The 17985-nt window shown below is 68.6% G+C and carries 16 protein-coding genes and 1 tRNA gene; 15 read left to right on the top strand and 2 right to left on the bottom strand.

Features of this window, described 5'->3' with window-relative positions; all coding sequences use genetic code 11:
- Positions 1 to 2 precede the first annotated feature (2 nt).
- The 5 genes from LK06_RS12505 to LK06_RS12485 all read left to right on the top strand — a co-directional run bounded on the left by LK06_RS12505 (position 3) and on the right by LK06_RS12485 (position 4950).
- A complete protein-coding gene (locus LK06_RS12505; protein ID WP_039656279.1) occupies positions 3 to 431 on the top strand; it encodes a MaoC family dehydratase in 429 nt (142 codons plus the stop codon).
- Between the two features lie 93 nt (positions 432 to 524).
- Positions 525 to 1094, top strand: a complete 570-nt coding sequence (locus LK06_RS12500; protein WP_174673854.1) for a TetR/AcrR family transcriptional regulator — start codon at positions 525 to 527, stop codon at positions 1092 to 1094.
- A gap of 88 nt (positions 1095 to 1182) precedes the next feature.
- The gene (locus LK06_RS12495; RefSeq protein ID WP_071659364.1) at positions 1183 to 2643 is read left to right on the top strand and encodes a DHA2 family efflux MFS transporter permease subunit; all 1461 of its coding nucleotides are present in this window, start codon (positions 1183 to 1185) and stop codon (positions 2641 to 2643) included.
- 394 nt (positions 2644 to 3037) lie between these two features.
- Positions 3038 to 4093: a UDP-N-acetylmuramate dehydrogenase gene (locus LK06_RS12490; RefSeq protein ID WP_039656275.1), complete on the top strand. Its 1056-nt coding sequence runs from the start codon at positions 3038 to 3040 to the stop codon at positions 4091 to 4093.
- Positions 4094 to 4230: 137 nt separating this feature from the next.
- A complete protein-coding gene (locus tag LK06_RS12485; protein ID WP_052270210.1) occupies positions 4231 to 4950 on the top strand; it encodes a DsbA family protein in 720 nt (239 codons plus the stop codon).
- Between the two features lie 21 nt (positions 4951 to 4971).
- Here LK06_RS12485 and LK06_RS12480 read toward each other — a convergent pair whose 3' ends face one another.
- Both LK06_RS12480 and LK06_RS12475 read right to left on the bottom strand, forming a co-directional pair.
- Positions 4972 to 6003: an adenosine deaminase gene (locus tag LK06_RS12480; RefSeq protein ID WP_039656274.1), complete on the bottom strand. Its 1032-nt coding sequence runs from the start codon at positions 6001 to 6003 to the stop codon at positions 4972 to 4974.
- A 142-nt stretch (positions 6004 to 6145) separates the two neighbouring features.
- A complete protein-coding gene (locus tag LK06_RS12475) occupies positions 6146 to 7372 on the bottom strand; it encodes a pyridoxal phosphate-dependent aminotransferase (protein WP_039656272.1) in 1227 nt (408 codons plus the stop codon).
- Between the two features lie 516 nt (positions 7373 to 7888).
- Between LK06_RS12475 and LK06_RS12470 the strand changes: the two genes are divergently transcribed.
- The 10 genes from LK06_RS12470 to rpoB all read left to right on the top strand — a co-directional run bounded on the left by LK06_RS12470 (position 7889) and on the right by rpoB (position 17901).
- Positions 7889 to 7961 (top strand) — tRNA-Trp (locus LK06_RS12470).
- Positions 7962 to 8067: 106 nt separating this feature from the next.
- On the top strand, positions 8068 to 8355 hold the full coding sequence (gene secE, locus LK06_RS12465) for a preprotein translocase subunit SecE (RefSeq protein WP_039656270.1): 288 nt from the start codon (positions 8068 to 8070) through the stop codon (positions 8353 to 8355).
- 80 nt (positions 8356 to 8435) lie between these two features.
- A complete protein-coding gene (gene nusG / locus LK06_RS12460; protein ID WP_039656268.1) occupies positions 8436 to 9290 on the top strand; it encodes a transcription termination/antitermination protein NusG in 855 nt (284 codons plus the stop codon).
- Between the two features lie 214 nt (positions 9291 to 9504).
- Positions 9505 to 9636 carry a hypothetical protein gene (locus LK06_RS34855; protein ID WP_267886163.1) on the top strand — a complete coding sequence of 44 codons (132 nt, stop codon included), beginning with the start codon at positions 9505 to 9507 and terminating at the stop codon, positions 9634 to 9636.
- A 337-nt stretch (positions 9637 to 9973) separates the two neighbouring features.
- A complete protein-coding gene (rplK, locus tag LK06_RS12455; protein WP_039656267.1) occupies positions 9974 to 10408 on the top strand; it encodes a 50S ribosomal protein L11 in 435 nt (144 codons plus the stop codon).
- 103 nt (positions 10409 to 10511) lie between these two features.
- The gene (gene rplA / locus LK06_RS12450) at positions 10512 to 11237 is read left to right on the top strand and encodes a 50S ribosomal protein L1 (RefSeq protein ID WP_039656265.1); all 726 of its coding nucleotides are present in this window, start codon (positions 10512 to 10514) and stop codon (positions 11235 to 11237) included.
- A gap of 202 nt (positions 11238 to 11439) precedes the next feature.
- Positions 11440 to 12381 carry an SCO4651 family lipoprotein gene (locus LK06_RS12445; RefSeq protein WP_039656263.1) on the top strand — a complete coding sequence of 314 codons (942 nt, stop codon included), beginning with the start codon at positions 11440 to 11442 and terminating at the stop codon, positions 12379 to 12381.
- Between the two features lie 430 nt (positions 12382 to 12811).
- Positions 12812 to 13342 (top strand): 50S ribosomal protein L10, encoded by a 531-nt coding sequence (rplJ, locus tag LK06_RS12440; RefSeq protein WP_039656261.1) that lies wholly within the window; start codon positions 12812 to 12814, stop codon positions 13340 to 13342.
- A 111-nt stretch (positions 13343 to 13453) separates the two neighbouring features.
- Complete coding sequence (gene rplL, locus LK06_RS12435) at positions 13454 to 13843, top strand: 50S ribosomal protein L7/L12 (protein ID WP_039656259.1); 390 nt, start codon at positions 13454 to 13456, stop codon at positions 13841 to 13843.
- 572 nt (positions 13844 to 14415) lie between these two features.
- Complete coding sequence (gene rpoB, locus LK06_RS12425; protein ID WP_039656258.1) at positions 14416 to 17901, top strand: DNA-directed RNA polymerase subunit beta; 3486 nt, start codon at positions 14416 to 14418, stop codon at positions 17899 to 17901.
- Positions 17902 to 17985: the final 84 nt, after the last annotated feature.

The following is a 17985-nucleotide window of genomic DNA, read 5'->3' as shown; positions in this document are numbered from 1 at the left end:
TGATGACGGCGAAGATCGCGTACGACGACGTCGAGGTCGGCACGGAACTGCCGACGCGTACCTTCCCGGTGACCCGTGCCACGCTCGTGCGCTACGCCGGTGCCTCCGGGGACTTCAACCCGATCCACTGGAACGAGAAGTTTGCCAAGGACGTCGGCCTGCCCGACGTCATCGCTCACGGCATGTTCACCATGGCCGAGGCGATCAGGGTGGTCACCGACTGGACCGGCGATCCGGGTGCGGTCGTGGAGTACGGCGTCCGCTTCACCAAGCCCGTCGTCGTCCCGAACGACGACCGCGGTGCCTTGATCGAGGTCAGCGGCAAGGTCGCGGCGAAGCTGGACGACAACTCTGTACGGGTGGACCTGACGGCGACCAGCGGCGGTCAGAAAGTGCTGGGCATGTCGCGGGCGGTCGTACGGCTGGCCTGACGGCAGGTCCGGGGGCGGCCCGGAGACTCCGGGCGACGGACCGGTCGTCCCCGGACCTTGACCCCATTAGTGATTGAGTACTAACTTACTTTCATGCCCAGGATGAGCGCACAGGAGCGGCGCGAGAGTGTCATCCGCGCGGCGACCGCCGAGTTCGCACGTGGTGGCTACCACGGCACCTCCACCGAGGCGATCGCCAAGCGGGTCGGCGTCTCGCAGCCGTACCTCTTCCGGCTCTTCCCGGGAAAGAGGGCCATCTTCCTCGCGGCGGCCGAGCGCTGCGTGCAGGACACCGTCCGGACCTTCGAGGAGGCCGCGGAGGGTCTGCAGGGTGAAGAGGCCCTGCACGCCATGGCGGACGCGTACACCACGGTGATCGCCGAACGCCCCGAACGGCTGATGATGCAGATGCAGATGTACGTGGCCGTGGCGGCCGCTGAGCAAGAGGGCGACCACGAGTTCGGCGAGAGCGTACGGGATGGCTGGATGAGGCTGTGGGACACCGTGCGTCTGGCGCTCGGTGCGGACGTCGGCGAGACGACCGACTTCCTGGCGTGCGGGATGCTCATCAACACCCTCGTGGCCATGGGTTTCCCGCCCGAGCACCGGGTGTGGGAGGGGCTCAGCCCGGCGGTGCGGCTCACGGGCCGTTCAGCGGTGTAGCGCGAGCGGACGGGGAAAGCGTCGCCGCTCTTCACGGCCGTGAAAGTTAGTCATCAATTACTAACGATTCAGTCCCCTGGGGGGAACAATGTCAGAGCAGACAGCAGCACCCGGCACCAGCACGCCGCGCGGGGCTGCCGTATGGGCCCTGGTCATCACCAGCGTCGCCGGATTCATGGCGGCCTTGGACAACCTCGTCGTCACCACCGCACTCCCCGCCATCCGCAAGGACCTCGGCGGCGCGCTGGACGATCTGGAGTGGACCGTGAGCGCGTACACGCTCACCTTCGCCGTCCTGCTGATGTCCGGCGCCGCGCTCGGCGACCGCTTCGGACGCCGCCGGCTCTTCATCGCCGGACTCGCCGTCTTCACCGGCGCCTCCGCCGCCGCGGCCATGGCCCCCGGCATCGGCTCCCTGATCGCGGCCCGCGCGGTCCAGGGCGTCGGTGCGGCCGTGATGATGCCGCTCACCCTGACCCTGCTGACCGCGGCCGTGCCCGCCGCCAGGCGCGGCACGGTGTTCGGCATCTGGGGTGCCGTCAACGGGCTCGCCGTCGCCTCCGGACCGCTCATCGGCGGGAGCCTCACCGAGCACGTCTCCTGGCACTGGATCTTCTGGCTGAACGTCCCGCTCGGCCTGGCTGTGCTGCCCCTCGCCCGCCTGCGCCTCGCCGAGTCCTACGGTGCGGGCGCCCGGCTCGACGTCCCCGGCACGCTGCTTGCCAGCGGCGGGCTCTTCGGGATCGTGTACGGCCTGGTCCGGGGGCCGGCCGACGGCTGGACCGACTCCGTGGTGCTGACCGCACTGATCGCGGGCGGAGCACTACTGGTGGGCTTCGTGCACTACAGCTCCCGTGCCGCCCGGCCGATGCTGCCCATGCGGCTGTTCCGCTCCCGTGCCTTCTCCGGGATCAACGCGGCCAGCCTGCTGATGTTCGTCGGGATGTTCGGCTCGATCTTCCTGCTCAGCCAGTACATGCAGGGTGTCCTCGGCTACTCGCCCACCGAGGCCGGCCTCAGAATGCTGCCGTGGACCGGTATGCCGATGCTCGTCGCGCCCGTCGCCGGCATCCTCTCCGACCGCGTCGGCGGCCGGCCGGTCGTCGCCGCGGGCCTGTTCCTGCAGGCCGTCGGCCTCGGCTACATGGCCTGGGTGGCCACCGTGGACGCCTCCTACGCCGTCCAGTTGCCCGCCCTGGTCATCAGCGGCGTCGGCATGGCCCTGTACTTCGCCCCGGCCGCCAACCTGGTCATGTCCAGCGTCCGCCCGCAGGAGCAGGGCATAGCCTCCGGGGCGAACAACGCGCTGCGCGAGGTGGGCGGAGCGCTCGGGATCGCGGTCATGTCGTCGATCTTCTCCGCCCAGGGCGGTTACGGCAGCGCGCAGGACTTCGTGGACGGCCTGCGGCCCGCCCTGGTCACCGGTTCCGCGGTGGTCGTTCTCGCCGCTGTCGCGGCCCTGCTGATACCGGCCCGCCAGAGCAGCGGCCGGTTTGCCGTGGCGGCCGAGCAGGTCCCTGGCCAGGTTCTGGAGCCCACCACCCACTGAGCAGGGATCTTTGCGCGCGGAGCCCGGGGCGCCCACGCCTGTTCGGTCCGTGCCCGGCAGCCCGCCGCAGGGCACCGAGGTGGCACGGCGGCGTCCTCCACGGCATCCGCTTCGTCGGGTTCGCCACCCACCGCCCACCACCCACCGCCCACCACCCACCGCCCACCGCCCACCGCCCACCATCCACCGCCCACCATCCACCATCCACCACCCACGGCCCGCCGGTCGACGCGACCGGCGGGCCGTGGGCCCGTGTGTTCCGCTGCGTCCCGCACCCGCACGCGGGCCACGGCAGGATCACCGCAGGACCACCGCCGCGGGACGGCCGGCAGTGTCGGCCCGCGGGCACGGCAGGCGGACGGCGCTGCCTGAGCCGTCTCGTAGTCTTGGGCCCGTGCAGGTACTCCACGACGCTCCCCTTGCCCCGCTGACCACCTTCCGCCTGGGCGGTCCCGCGCAGCGGCTGGTCACCGCATCCACCGACGCCGAGGTGATTGCCGCGGTCCGAGAGGCCGACCACAGCGGCACGCCGCTGCTGATCATCGGCGGCGGATCGAACCTGGTCATCGGTGACGACGGCTTCGACGGCACTGCCCTGCGCATCGCTACGCGCGGTGTCGGACTGAGCGGCACGACGCTGGAGCTGGCGGCCGGCGAGGTGTGGACGGATGCCGTCGCCCGCGCCGTCGAGGCAGGGCTCGCCGGGGTCGAGTGCCTTGCGGGCATCCCCGGTTCCGCGGGTGCCACGCCGATCCAGAACGTGGGCGCCTACGGTCAGGAGGTCTCCTCGACCATCACCGAGGTCATCGCCTACGACCGGCGGTCCGGCGAGACCGTCACCCTGACGAACGGGGAGTGCGCGTTCGCGTACCGCCACAGTCTCTTCAAGTCCGACCCCGAGCGCTACGTAGTGCTCCGCGTCCGCTTCGAGTTGGAGGACGCGGGCGGGCTGTCCGCACCCGTCAAGTACGCCGAAGCGGCCCGCGCCCTCGGCGTCGAACCCGGCGACCGGGTGCCGCTGGCCGATGCCCGCGAGACCGTGCTCAAGCTGCGCGCGGGCAAGGGCATGGTTCTCGACCCCGAGGACCACGACACCTGGTCGGCGGGGTCCTTCTTCACCAACCCCATCCTCACCGAGGAACAGTTCGCCGCCTTCCGCGCGTGCGTGCGCGAACGGCTCGGGGCGGGCGCCGAGCCGCCCGCCTACCCGGCGGGCGAGGGCCGTACGAAGACCTCAGCCGCCTGGCTGATCGACAAGGCGGGTTTCACCAAGGGCTACGGCACCGGGCCCGCCCGCATCTCCACCAAGCACACGCTCGCGCTCACCAACCGGGGCGGCGCCGGCACCGAGGATCTGCTGGCCCTGGCCCGCGAGGTGGTCGCCGGGGTCCGTGAGGCCTTCGGCATCACCCTGGTCAACGAGCCGGTCACGGTGGGCGTCAGCCTGTAGCAGAGCCCCGCACCGCCGCTCCCGGTCTGCGGTGGAACCCTCCCGTGTGGCTGCCGCACCTGCCCGGGACACGGTTGGAGTGCCTTCACGGTGATCGCATAGGCTCGGCTCCTGTTGTCTCAGGGGAGGGAAACCCGATGCGAGGGGGACGGAGCCGCCGTACGGGCGCTGTCGTGGCCGCGGCGATCACGGCGGGGATGCTCGTCACGGGGTGTGGCCGGCCTGCCGCCGACACCGCCGGCAAGAGTGCTTCGGCACGGATGTACTCGGACGTCCACCAGCTGCCGGAGTCGATCGCGCCCGACGGCACCACCATCCGGGTGGGTTCCCCGCGTGCGAAGACCGTGGTCCGTCTCTTCGAGGACATGCGCTGTCCGGTCTGCAAGGAGTTCGAGACGGGGGGCGGCGGCGAAGCTCTGCGCGAGCTGACGCTGAGCGGCGCGGTCCGCGTCGAGTACACGTTGGCCACGTTCCTCGACGGCCGGCTCAGTGGGCAGGGCTCGGAGAAAGCCGCCAACGCCCTGCGGGCCGCACTGGACGCAGGGAAGTTCACCGAGTACCACGAGGTGCTCTTCGCCCACCAGCCCGAGGAGACCACCGACGGCTACACCGACGCATTCCTGCTCCGCATGGCCTCGAAGGTGAAGGGCCTGCGCAGCGAGAAGTTCGACGCCGCGGTCAAGGGCATGAAGTACCGCGACTACGCGACCGCCTCGCAGAAGGCGTACCAGAGTTCCGGAGCGCCGGGCACGCCGACCATGAAGGTCAACGGCCGGATCGTCGGCCAGGGGCAGTTCAGCAGTCTGTTCGACAAGGACACACTGCCCCAGGTCATCCTCCTCACGGCCCATTCCTGACGGCGGCGCCCGGCGCGGCCGTCAGCCGGCCAGCCAGTCGTCCACGCCCGACAGCAGCTTGGCCCGTACGTCGTCCGCTGCGGCACAGGCGCGGATCGACTGCCGTGCCAGCTCTGCCAGCTGCTCGTCCGTGAAGCCGTGGTGGCGGCGCGCGATCTCGTACTGCGCCGCCAGCCGCGAGCCGAAGAGCAAGGGGTCGTCGGCCCCCAGCGCCATCGGGACACCCGCCTCGAACAGGGTGCGCAGGGGTACGTCCTCCGGTTTGTCGTAGACGCCGAGCGCCACGTTCGACGCCGGGCACACTTCGCAGGTCACGCCCCGGTCGGCGAGCTGCCGCAGCAGTCCCGGGTCCTCCGCCGCCCGCACGCCGTGGCCGATGCGGCTGGCGTGCAGGTCGTCCAGGCAGTCCCGCACTGACACCGGGCCGGTCAGCTCGCCGCCGTGCGGCGCCGCCAGCAGGCCGCCCTCCCGGGCGATGTGGAAGGCGCGGTCGAAGTCCCGGGCCATGCCCCGCCGTTCGTCGTTGGACAGCCCGAAGCCGACTACGCCCCGGTCCGCGTACCGCACCGCCAGCCGGGCCAGCGTGCGCGCGTCCAGCGGGTGTTTCATGCGGTTGGCGGCGACCAGGACGCGCATCCCCAGGCCCGTCTCCCGGGAGGCCGTGTCCACCGCGTCCAGGATGATCTCCAGCGCCGGGATCAAGCCGCCCAGCCGGGGCGCGTACGACGTCGGGTCCACCTGGATCTCCAGCCAGCCGGAACCGTCCCGGACGTCTTCCTCGGCGGCTTCCCGGACCAGGCGCCGGATGTCCTCGGGCGCGCGCAGGCAGGAACGTGCCGCGTCGTACAGGCGCTGGAAACGGAACCAGCCCCGCTCGTCCGTCGCCCGCAGCTTCGGTGGTTCGCCACTGGTCAGGGCCTCTGTCAGCGCGTCGGGCAGGCGTACGCCGTACTTGTCGGCCAGCTCCAGCAGGGTGTCCGGTCGCATCGAGCCGGTGAAGTGCAGGTGCAGATGGGCTTTCGGAAGCTCAGAGAGATCACGTACACGCTCCATCCCAGGATCCTGCCGCACGCACCCGCTGGTCCGGTAGCCGTTTCCACGTTCGTGCTCCCGCCCGCACAAAGAAACAAAGTACCTGGGAACGTTCCCAGGTACTTTGTCCGGAAAGACTGAAAGGTTGGTGCGGGGGAGGGGGTTAGTCCCGTGCTTCCGCGAGCAGCTTCTGCATCCGGCTCACGCCCTCGACCAGGTCCTCGTCACCGAGGGCGTAGGACAGCCGCAGGTAGCCCGGCGTGCCGAAGGCCTCGCCCGGGACCACGGCGACCTCGGCCTCCTCCAGGATCAACGCGGCCAGCTCGACCGTGCTCTGCGGGCGCTTGCCGCGGATCTCCTTGCCGATCAGGGCCTTGACCGACGGGTAGGCGTAGAAGGCCCCCTCGGGCTCCGGGCAGACCACCCCGTCGATCTCGTTGAGCATCCGCACGATGGTCCGGCGGCGCCGGTCGAAGGCCTCGCGCATCTTCGCCACGGCTGCCAGGTCACCGGAGACCGCCGCCAGGGCGGCCACCTGGGCCACGTTGGAGACGTTCGAGGTGGCGTGCGACTGCAGGTTGGTCGCGGCCTTCACGACGTCCTTCGGGCCGATCACCCAGCCCACCCGCCAGCCGGTCATGGCATACGTCTTCGCCACGCCGTTGACCACGATGCACTTGTCGCGCAGCTCGGGCAGGAGCGCCGGCAGGGACACGGACACCGCGTCGCCGTAGACCAGGTGCTCGTAGATCTCGTCGGTGAGCACCCACAGGTCGTGCTCGACGGCCCAGCGGCCGATCGCTTCGGTCTCGGCCTCGGAGTACACCGCGCCGGTCGGGTTGGAGGGGGAGACGAAGAGGACGACCTTGGTCTTCTCCGTGCGTGCCGCCTCCAACTGCTCCACGGTCACCCGGTAGCCGGTCGTCTCGTCCGCGACGACCGGCACCGGGACGCCGCCCGCGAGGCGGATCGACTCCGGGTAGGTCGTCCAGTACGGCGCCGGGACGATGACCTCGTCGCCCGGGTCCAGGATCGCCGCGAAGGCCTCGTAGATGGCTTGCTTGCCGCCGTTGGTGACGAGGATCTGCGAGACGTCGGGCTCCCAGCCGGAGTCGCGCAGCGTCTTCGCGGCGATCGCGGTCTTCAGCTCGGGCAGGCCGCCGGCCGGTGTGTAGCGGTGGTACTTGGGGTTCCTGCAGGCTTCGACGGCCGCCTCGACGATGTAGCCCGGAGTCGGGAAGTCGGGCTCACCGGCGCCGAAGCCGATCACCGGACGTCCGGCGGCCTTCAGGGCCTTGGCCTTGGCGTCCACGGCGAGGGTGGCGGACTCGGAGATCGCGCCGATTCGGGCGGAGACCCGGCGCTCGGTGGGTGTGGTTGCAGCGCTCATGGGCCCATCGTTCCAGACCGGAAACGCGCCCGGCACGCCGGTTTCACTCAGGAGGACCGACCTGGCGGGCCCGCGGGCCCTCGGTGGCGTGAACGGCCCGTCCCGGACACGGCTCCGGCCGGGGCCGGCGGGCGGGCGTCAGCGCGGTCGCCGGGTGTGCGTCCGGCTGCCCGTCCCGGCCCCGACCAGGTCGGACGCGGCCCGGCTGCCGTGGATCGGCCGCGGCGAGGAGCGCGCGGGGCGGCAGCCTCGGGTGCCCGGACCGGCGTCGGACGGAGGGGGAAGGCGGTCCCGCGGGAGGGGGACGGGAACGGATGTCCGGACCTGGCCGTCGACGTGGTCGATCTTCGGGTGTTCCGCCGTCGATCTTCCGTTGCGAGGCACCGCATGGGCGCATTCCGTTCGACGCCGGGCCCTGGACCACGTACACTCTCACCTCGTTGGCCTTCAGCAGCCGCTCTCGAGACGGTGTACACCGAGCACCCGGCCGGATGCGGTACGTTGGGGGGCACACAAAGGGTCGTAGCTCAATTGGTAGAGCACTGGTCTCCAAAACCAGCGGTTGGGGGTTCAAGTCCCTCCGGCCCTGCTACACACACCGCCAGGATGTGTGCGCATGTACGTACAGCATTGCACCGCCGTGCGGCTCAGAAACCGGGCGCGGCACGGCCACGACCCGGGATCAGGTGAGGACAATGACGGACGCCGTGGGCTCCATCGATACGCCTGATGCCCAGGACGAAGTGGCCGAGGGCAAGAAGAAGGCCCGCAAGGGCGGCAAGCGGGCCAAGAAGGGTCCGCTCAAGCGCCTCGCCACCTTCTACCGCCAAATCGTCGCGGAGCTCCGCAAGGTCGTCTGGCCGACGCGCAATCAGCTGACGTCGTACACCACTGTGGTGATCTTCTTCGTCGCCATCATGATCGCCCTGGTGACCGTGATTGACTATGGGCTCAACCACGCGGCCAAGTACGTCTTCGGCTGAGCCGAGAGCGAAGGGCGCCGTGGTACCGGCGCCCGTTTTCGCATGTTCCACCTCTATGTATCCAGGAAGAAGCAGCCACCGTGTCTGATCCGAACCTGAACGACGCCACCGAGCCTCGCGAGAATGCCGCCGAGACGGTGGACGACGAGCTCGACATCGTCGAGGGCGCGGACGAGCAGGACGAGTTCGAGGCTGCCGAGGCCGAGTCGGGCGAGCCGGCCGAGGAGGCCGCTCTGCACGTCGAGGACGAGGGCGACGCGGAAGCCGCCGTCGCGGACGTCGACGCGGAGACCGCCCAGGCAGAGCCTGCCGAGCCCATCGACCCGATCCAGGCGCTGCGCGAGGAACTGCGCACCCTGCCCGGCGAGTGGTACGTCATCCACACGTACGCCGGTTACGAGAACCGCGTGAAGACCAACCTGGAGCAGCGCGCCGTCTCGCTGAACGTCGAGGACTACATCTTCCAGGCCGAGGTGCCGCAGGAAGAGGTCGTCCAGATCAAGAACGGCGACCGTAAGACGATCAAGCAGAACAAGCTGCCGGGCTACGTCCTGGTCCGCATGGACCTGACGAACGAGTCCTGGGGTGTCGTCCGCAACACCCCAGGCGTCACCGGCTTCGTCGGCAACGCCTACGACCCGTACCCGCTGACCCTGGACGAGATCGTCAAGATGCTCGCCCCGGAGGCCGAGGAGAAGGCTGCCCGCGAGGCCGCCGAGGCGGAGGGCAAGCCCGCCCCGCAGCGCAAGGTCGAGGTCCAGGTGCTGGACTTCGAGGTCGGCGACTCGGTCACCGTCACCGACGGCCCGTTCGCCACGCTCCAGGCGACCATCAACGAGATCAACCCCGACTCCAAGAAGGTCAAGGGCCTGGTCGAGATCTTCGGCCGCGAGACGCCGGTCGAGCTGTCCTTCGACCAGATCCAGAAGAACTAGCTTCACGATCGTCCGGATGAGCCTCTGCCCAGCGGTATCCCGTTGGGCAGAGGCTCATCCGCGTGCCGGAGGCCGTCCACCGGGCCGGACGGTCGAGTCCCTGCACGAGCGGTGACCCGTGGTGGCGCCCCCGGCTCCGTTCGGGGCCCCGGCCGGGGTGACGCCTCACCCGTGGCCCAGCACGCTCCGGCAATCGCCGGCCCTTCGGGGAGGCATGACGGGTACATCGGCCGATCGGCGTTTCGGCGAACAGCGAGCGCCGAAGATCGCGACTGCGGGCTTCGACGAGAAGGCCTGCGGCGACCTGGCGGTGTACACGGCCACCCCCGGCTGGTTCACCTGGTGACCGGGCGAGGTCCCCCGGTTTGAGCCCGCTGTGCCAGCGGCGGTGCCCCCGGTGGTGCCCCCGCCGGACACCCGCCCGGCGCCGTGCGGAGAACACCGCGCCGCCCACGTCCCGCTGGCCGGCACGGTGCCGTTCGGGCCGGCCGGACCGGCTTGCGCACGGCGGGTCCGAGACGCATCCGAAGGCCCTGTGCAGACCACCTGACCTGGGCGATTTCTCCTCCAGAGGTGACAGCGGCTATCGTTGTGCGGTATGCCATCTGCGCGATCTTGCCCCCGAGGGGGCAGGTCGAGGCCGCGGACGGTACTCAACCTCTCAGCAAGGACCCGGAGAGAGCATGCCTCCCAAGAAGAAGAAGGTCACGGGGCTCATCAAGCTCCAGATCCAGGCCGGTGCCGCCAACCCGGCTCCGCCGGTCGGCCCGGCGCTGGGTCAGCACGGCGTCAACATCATGGAGTTCTGCAAGGCCTACAACGCCGCGACCGAGTCGCAGCGCGGTTGGGTCATCCCGGTGGAGATCACGGTCTACGAGGACCGTTCCTTCACCTTCGTCACCAAGACGCCGCCGGCCGCGAAGATGATCCTCAAGGCCGCGGGCATCGAGAAGGGCTCCGGCGAGCCGCACAAGACCAAGGTCGCCAAGATCACCGAGGCGCAGGTCCGCGAGATCGCCCAGACCAAGATGCCCGACCTCAACGCGAACGACCTGGACGCGGCGTCGAAGATCATCGCCGGCACCGCGCGCTCCATGGGCGTCACGGTCGAGGGCTGAACCCACCCCCAGCAGTCATGCGGCCTGCCGTAGCCGGCCGCACGTGGCAGGGCCTGCTCGGCCCAAGGACCACGACTCCTTTCAGAACACACAGGAGCAAGTTGTGAGCAAGCGCAGCAAGGCTCTCCGCGCTGCGGACGCCAAGGTCGACCGGGAGAAGCTGTACGCCCCGCTCGAAGCCGTGCGTCTCGCCAAGGAGACCTCCACGACCAAGTTCGACGGCACCGTCGAGGTCGCTTTCCGTCTGGGTGTCGACCCGCGCAAGGCCGACCAGATGGTCCGTGGCACCGTGAACCTTCCGCACGGCACCGGCAAGACCGCCCGGGTCCTGGTCTTCGCGACCGGTGACCGTGCCGAGGCCGCGCGTGCCGCGGGCGCCGACATCGTCGGTGCCGACGAGCTGATCGACGAGGTGGCGAAGGGCCGTCTGGACTTCGACGCCGTCGTCGCCACCCCGGACCTCATGGGCAAGGTCGGCCGTCTCGGCCGCGTCCTCGGCCCGCGTGGTCTGATGCCGAACCCGAAGACCGGCACCGTCACCCCCGACGTGGTCAAGGCCGTCACCGAGATCAAGGGCGGCAAGATCGAGTTCCGCGTCGACAAGCACTCGAACCTCCACTTCATCATCGGCAAGGTGTCGTTCGACGACAGCAAGCTGGTGGAGAACTACGGCGCGGCGCTGGAGGAGATCCTCCGCCTGAAGCCGTCCGCCGCCAAGGGCCGCTACATCAAGAAGGCCGCCATCACCACCACGATGGGCCCCGGCGTCCCGGTCGACCCGAACCGCACCCGCAACCTCCTCGTCGAGGAGGACCCGGCCGCCGTCTGAGCCTCTCGCTCCTTCCGGCCGCCGTACCACGGAGGCGCAAGCAGCCGTGTAACGGACGTGTAAGCAAAGGACGGGCCCCGCAACCTTCCAGGTGCGGGGCCCGTCCTTTTTCCGTACGACCTGTCTTTGTACGACCTTTCGGAAGGCTGTCAGTGGCCTGCGCTACGGTGCAGGCACGCGACATGCATAGGGGTGGGAACAGATGAAGAGCACGACCGCGCGCCGGGTGGCCCTCTCGATCGCGGTGGCCACCGCACTGTCGGGAGTCGCCGCTTGCGGCTCGTCGGACACGGGGAAGACCGGGAAGACCGGGAAGGACGACAAGGCGGCCGGCAAGAGCGTGATCCACGTCAGCCCCATCGCCGCCCTGCGCTCGGCCGAGCAGTCCACCAACAAGGCCGACTCGGCCAAGGTGCGCACCACGATGTCGATCGGCGACGTCATGACGGTGACCGCGAAGGGCGCCGTCAACTGGAGCCACGGTCTCAAGGGCAATCTCACCATGTCCTACACCGGCGGGCAGATGGCCGAGGCGATGAAGAAGCTCGGTACCTCGACGATGGAGGCCCGCTACCTGTCGGACGCGGCGTACGTACGCATGGGCGACACGACCGCCCGGCAGATGGGCGGCAAGCACTGGGTCAAGTACGCCTACGACGACCTCGCCAAGCTCGGCGGCGCCTCCGGTTCGTACATGAAGGACCAGCTTCAGAACGCCACGCCCAACCAGTCCGTGAGGATGCTGCTCGCCTCCCACGACCTCAAGAAGGTCGGCGAGGAGACCGTCACCGGCGTCCGCACCACGCACTACTCGGGCACCGTGAACCTCGCCGACCTCGCGGGCAAGACCAGTAACCTCAGCGCTGACCAGCTCGCTGCCCTCAAGCAGCAGCTGAGCCAGGCCGGCGTCACCACCGACACCGTCGATATCTGGATCAACGACCAGAATCTGCTGATCAAGAAGGCCGAGAAGGCTGACACGCCCAAGGGCGCCATGACCAACACGACCTACTACAGCGACTACGGCGTGAAGGTCACCACCCAGGCGCCCCCGGCCAATGACACCAAGGACTTCACGGACCTGCTCAAGTCCGGTGGCGCCATGTCGGGCGGCACCGGCGCCGGTACCGGCGTCAGCTCCTGAAGGTCGAACCACCGCGGAATCCCTGCCGGGAGCGCCCATGCCCGACGTACACCACCGAGGTGCGGGTGGGCGCCCCACAGGGCCTCAGGGCCGCCTGCGCGCCCTGACGGCCGCGCTCCGGAGCCGCCGCTGAGAGGACGGGGCAGACCGCTCACGGTCCGATTTGCTCGACGGTGCCCCGGTCGCTTACTCTCTTCCGGAAGCCAAAGACCGCTGGTCGTTGCCGCACGCTCGCACGAGGGTGCGGTGGCCGAAGGATCCGCTGAAAAGTGGGCGACCCGCGCAGGTAATCGTGGAAGAACTCCTGGTTCACACGTAAGTGTGAGGCCGGTTGAGTCCGCCCCGTGCGCCTGCGCCGGGGCGTTTCGTTTTGCCCAGTCCTCCTTCGGGTCCGCGCGGTCCGAATCACCCGGAAGGAGGCCGAGGCTCTATGGCGAGGCCCGACAAGGCTGCCGCGGTTGCCGAGCTGACGGACAAGTTCCGCAGCTCCAACGCCGCCGTGCTGACCGAGTACCGCGGTCTCACCGTGGCGCAGATGAAGACGCTGCGCCGTTCTCTCGGTGAGAACGCCCAGTACGCCGTGGTGAAGAACACGCTGACCAAGATCGCGGCCAAGGAGGCCGGGATCGCGCTGGAGGACCAGCTCTTCGCTGGCCCGACGGCTGTCGCCTTCGTCACCGGTGACCCGGTGGAGTCGGCGAAGGGTCTCCGTGACTTCGCCAAGGACAACCCGAATCTCGTCATCAAGGGCGGTGTCCTTGATGGTAAGGCGCTGTCCGCCGACGAGATCAAGAAGCTTGCGGACCTCGAGTCCCGCGAGGTTCTGCTCAGCAAGCTGGCCGGTGCCTTCAAGGCGAAGCAGTCCCAGGCTGCCTCCGTCTTCCAGGCGCTGCCGTCGAAGCTCGTCCGCACGGTGGACGCGCTCCGCGCCAAGCAGGCCGAGCAGGGCGGTGCCGAGTAATTCGGCTCGCTTTCTGACCCGCACCGACGGCGCGGGTCGCAGCGGGCCGACGTACGCCCGCCTTATCCAGTACATCCGGCACCTGCCGATTTGAGTGGAAGGACCGCCATCATGGCGAAGCTCACCCAGGACGAGCTGCTTGCCCAGTTCGAGGAGATGACCCTCATCGAGCTCTCCGAGTTCGTGAAGGCCTTCGAGGAGAAGTTCGACGTCACCGCTGCTGCCGCCGCCCCGGTCGTCGTCGCCGGTGGTGTCGCCGGTGGCGCCGCCGCCGAGGCCGAGGAGGAGAAGGACGAGTTCGACGTCGTCCTCACCGGTGCCGGCGAGAAGAAGATCCAGGTCATCAAGGTCGTGCGTGAGCTGACCTCCCTCGGCCTGAAGGAGGCCAAGGACCTGGTCGACGGCACCCCGAAGCCGGTCCTGGAGAAGGTCAACAAGGAGGCCGCCGAGAAGGCCGCCGAGGCCCTTAAGGGCGCCGGTGCCTCCGTCGAGGTCAAGTAAGACCTTTCCGGGGTCCATCGAACCCCCTTGCGCGCCGATTGCGGTCCGGTAGGGCTGTAACGCGAACGCACCGAAGAGCGATCATCCATCCGGGTGGTCGCTCTTCGGCGTATCCGGCGGGGCCGGCCGCGGTTGCCTTGCACTCGCTACGGCGAGGGGTATGGTGATCTTCGTTGTGTCTCCGGTCGGCCCCGTTTGGGCTGGGGGGCCTTGACGAACCGCACGCAGCGCGCAATTCTCAGGACGCGTCGTCACAAGGATCCGAATCCGAGGCATGGATCGGCGGCGAAGAGGGCAGTATGAACGTGCGTTGAGGGCAGGCATGCCGAGGGCGTTGACAAGAGCGGTGAGCACAGCGAGGGTCCCGGAAAACCCGCACTGGACATCAGTGTGCCAAGTGGCTACACTGACCCTTTGCGCTGCCTGTTAGCTGCCCCCTGCCCGTCACCAGGGGTCTGCCCTCACTTGAGCACCGATGACTGAAGCCCCCATGACCTGGGATTTCCGTCTCTGTGTACGGGAGAGGGACCGGCACGCGCGTAGTGAGTCCGAGCCCTCGGAAGGACCCCCTCTTGGCCGCCTCGCGCAATGCCTCGACCGCGAATATGAACAACGGCGCCAGCACCGCCCCGCTGCGCATCTCCTTTGCAAAGATCAAGGAGCCCCTCGAGGTTCCGAACCTTCTTGCGCTCCAGACCGAGAGCTTTGACTGGCTGCTCGGCAACGACGCGTGGAAGGCTCGCGTCGAGGAGGCTCTGGAGAACGGTCAGGACGTCCCCACCAAGTCCGGTCTGGAGGAGATCTTCGAGGAGATCTCCCCGATCGAGGACTTCTCCGGGTCGATGTCGCTGACGTTCCGGGACCACCGCTTCGAGCCGCCGAAGAACTCCATCGACGAGTGCAAGGAGCGCGACTTCACGTACGCCGCCCCGCTCTTCGTCACCGCCGAGTTCACCAACAACGAGACCGGTGAGATCAAGTCCCAGACCGTCTTCATGGGCGACTTCCCGCTCATGACGAACAAGGGCACTTTCGTCATCAACGGCACCGAGCGTGTCGTGGTGTCGCAGCTGGTCCGTTCTCCCGGTGTCTACTTCGATTCCTCCATCGACAAGACGTCCGACAAGGACATCTTCTCCGCCAAGATCATCCCGTCCCGGGGTGCCTGGCTGGAGATGGAGATCGACAAGCGTGACATGGTCGGTGTGCGCATCGACCGCAAGCGCAAGCAGTCGATCACCGTGCTGCTGAAGGCGCTCGGTTGGACGACCGAGCAGATCCTTGAGGAGTTCGGCGAATACGAGTCCATGCGCGCCACCCTGGAGAAGGACCACACCCAGGGCCAGGACGACGCGCTGCTCGACATCTACCGCAAGCTGCGCCCGGGCGAGCCCCCCACGCGTGAGGCCGCGCAGACGCTGCTGGAGAACCTGTACTTCAACCCCAAGCGCTACGACCTCGCCAAGGTCGGCCGCTACAAGGTCAACAAGAAGCTGGGCACGGACACCCCGCTGGAGGCGGGCATCCTGACGGTCGAGGACATCATCGCCTCGATCAAGTACCTGGTGAAGCTGCACGCCGGTGAGACCGAGACCGCCGCGGACAACGGTGAGACGGTCGTCGTCGAGACCGACGACATCGACCACTTCGGCAACCGCCGCCTGCGCAGCGTCGGCGAGCTCATCCAGAACCAGGTCCGCACGGGCCTGGCCCGCATGGAGCGAGTCGTCCGCGAGCGGATGACGACCCAGGACGTCGAGGCGATCACGCCGCAGACCCTGATCAACATCCGGCCGGTCGTCGCCTCCATCAAGGAGTTCTTCGGCACCAGCCAGCTGTCGCAGTTCATGGACCAGAACAACCCGCTGTCGGGGCTCACCCACAAGCGGCGTCTGTCGGCGCTCGGCCCCGGTGGTCTCTCCCGTGAGCGGGCCGGCTTCGAGGTCCGTGACGTGCACCCGTCGCACTACGGCCGCATGTGCCCGATCGAGACGCCGGAAGGCCCGAACATCGGTCTGATCGGCTCGCTCGCCTCCTACGGCCGGGTCAACGCGTTCGGTTTCGTCGAGACCCCCTACCGCAAGGTCATCGACGGCCAGGTCACCGACGAGGTCGACTACCTGACCGCCGACGAGGAGGACCGCTTCGTCATCGCGCAGGCCAACGCGCCGCTGACCGATGACCTGCGTTTCGCCGAGAACCGCGTCCTGGTCCGCCGCCGTGGCGGCGAGGTCGACTACATCGGCCCCGAGGACGTGGACTACATGGACGTCTCGCCGCGCCAGATGGTGTCGGTCGCGACCGCCATGATCCCGTTCCTTGAGCACGACGACGCCAACCGCGCCCTCATGGGTGCCAACATGATGCGTCAGGCCGTGCCGCTGATTAAGTCCGAGGCGCCGCTCGTCGGCACCGGCATGGAGTACCGCTCCGCGGTCGACGCCGGCGATGTCGTCAAGGCCGAGAAGGACGGTGTGGTCCAGGAGGTCTCCGCGGACTACATCACCACCGCCAACGACGACGGCACGTACATCACGTACCGCCTGGCCAAGTTCTCCCGGTCCAACCAGGGCACCTCGGTCAACCAGAAGGTCATCGTCAACGAGGGCGACCGCGTCATCACCGGCCAGGTACTGGCCGACGGCCCGGCCACCCAGAACGGCGAGATGGCCCTCGGTAAGAACCTGCTCGTGGCGTTCATGCCGTGGGAGGGTCACAACTACGAGGACGCGATCATCCTGTCGCAGCGCCTCGTGCAGGACGACGTCCTCTCCTCGATCCACATCGAGGAGCACGAGGTCGACGCCCGTGACACCAAGCTCGGCCCCGAGGAGATCACCCGGGACATCCCGAACGTCTCCGAGGAGGTCCTCGCCGACCTCGACGAGCGCGGCATCATCCGCATCGGCGCCGAGGTCATCGCCGGCGACATCCTCGTCGGCAAGGTCACCCCGAAGGGGGAGACCGAGCTGACCCCCGAGGAGCGCCTGCTGCGCGCGATCTTCGGTGAGAAGGCCCGTGAGGTCCGTGACACCTCGCTGAAGGTGCCGCACGGCGAGACCGGCAAGGTCATCGGCGTGCGCGTCTTCGACCGCGAGGAGGGCGACGAACTGCCGCCGGGCGTGAACCAGCTGGTCCGCGTCTACGTCGCGCAGAAGCGCAAGATCACCGACGGTGACAAGCTCGCCGGCCGGCACGGCAACAAGGGTGTCATCTCCAAGATTCTGCCGATCGAGGACATGCCGTTCCTGGAGGACGGCACCCCGGTCGACATCATCCTGAACCCGCTGGGTGTGCCGTCCCGAATGAACCCGGGACAGGTCCTGGAGATCCACCTCGGCTGGCTCGCCAGCCAGGGCTGGGACGTCTCCGGTCTGGGCGAGGAGTGGGCGCAGCGCCTGCAGGCCATCAGCGCCGACCAGGTCGCCCCGCGCACCAACGTCGCCACCCCGGTGTTCGACGGTGCCCGTGAGGACGAGCTGGCGGGTCTGCTGGAGCACACCATCCCCAACCGCGACGGCGACCGCATGGTCCTCCCGTCCGGCAAGGCGCGGCTGTTCGACGGCCGGAGCGGCGAGCCGTTCCCGGACCCGATTTCGGTCGGCTACATGTACATCCTGAAGCTGCACCACCTGGTCGACGACAAGCTGCACGCTCGCTCGACCGGTCCCTACTCGATGATCACCCAGCAGCCGCTGGGTGGTAAGGCCCAGTTCGGTGGCCAGCGCTTCGGTGAGATGGAGGTGTGGGCGCTGGAGGCCTACGGCGCCGCGTACGCCCTCCAGGAGCTGCTGACCATCAAGTCCGACGACGTCACCGGCCGCGTGAAGGTCTACGAGGCCATCGTCAAGGGCGAGAACATCCCTGAGCCCGGCATCCCCGAGTCCTTCAAGGTGCTCATCAAGGAGATGCAGTCGCTCTGCCTGAACGTGGAGGTGCTGTCCAGCGACGGTATGTCCATCGAGATGCGTGACACCGACGAAGATGTCTTCCGCGCTGCGGAGGAGCTCGGTATCGACCTGTCCCGGCGCGAGCCGAGCAGCGTCGAAGAGGTCTGACGGGAGTCCGGCGGGGCCCTCACCCACAAGGCCCCGCCGACCCCCAGGCCCCCGTTTCAGACCACAGACTTAACGACCCTGAGA

The organism is Streptomyces pluripotens (assembly GCF_000802245.2).
Lineage (GTDB): Bacteria > Actinomycetota > Actinomycetes > Streptomycetales > Streptomycetaceae > Streptomyces > Streptomyces pluripotens.
Note: the sequence above shows the minus strand (reverse complement) of the source record. Positions and strands in the feature narration are given on the sequence as shown.

Excerpts from the sequence above, each read along its gene's own strand:
- rplJ (WP_039656261.1), top strand. The coding sequence starts at position 12,812 with ATGGCGAGGCCCGACAAGGCTGCCGCGGTTGCCGAGCTGACGGACAAG.
- LK06_RS12485 (WP_052270210.1), top strand. The coding sequence starts at position 4,231 with ATGCGAGGGGGACGGAGCCGCCGTACGGGCGCTGTCGTGGCCGCGGCG.
- LK06_RS12500 (WP_174673854.1), top strand. The coding sequence starts at position 525 with ATGCCCAGGATGAGCGCACAGGAGCGGCGCGAGAGTGTCATCCGCGCG.
- LK06_RS12475 (WP_039656272.1), bottom strand. The coding sequence starts at position 7,372 with ATGAGCGCTGCAACCACACCCACCGAGCGCCGGGTCTCCGCCCGAATC.
- LK06_RS12480 (WP_039656274.1), bottom strand. The coding sequence starts at position 6,003 with ATGGAGCGTGTACGTGATCTCTCTGAGCTTCCGAAAGCCCATCTGCAC.
- rplL (WP_039656259.1), top strand. The coding sequence starts at position 13,454 with ATGGCGAAGCTCACCCAGGACGAGCTGCTTGCCCAGTTCGAGGAGATG.
- LK06_RS34855 (WP_267886163.1), top strand. The coding sequence starts at position 9,505 with ATGACGGGTACATCGGCCGATCGGCGTTTCGGCGAACAGCGAGCGCCG.
- LK06_RS12495 (WP_071659364.1), top strand. The coding sequence starts at position 1,183 with ATGTCAGAGCAGACAGCAGCACCCGGCACCAGCACGCCGCGCGGGGCT.
- secE (WP_039656270.1), top strand. The coding sequence starts at position 8,068 with ATGACGGACGCCGTGGGCTCCATCGATACGCCTGATGCCCAGGACGAA.
- LK06_RS12505 (WP_039656279.1), top strand. The coding sequence starts at position 3 with ATGACGGCGAAGATCGCGTACGACGACGTCGAGGTCGGCACGGAACTG.
- rplK (WP_039656267.1), top strand. The coding sequence starts at position 9,974 with ATGCCTCCCAAGAAGAAGAAGGTCACGGGGCTCATCAAGCTCCAGATC.
- LK06_RS12445 (WP_039656263.1), top strand. The coding sequence starts at position 11,440 with ATGAAGAGCACGACCGCGCGCCGGGTGGCCCTCTCGATCGCGGTGGCC.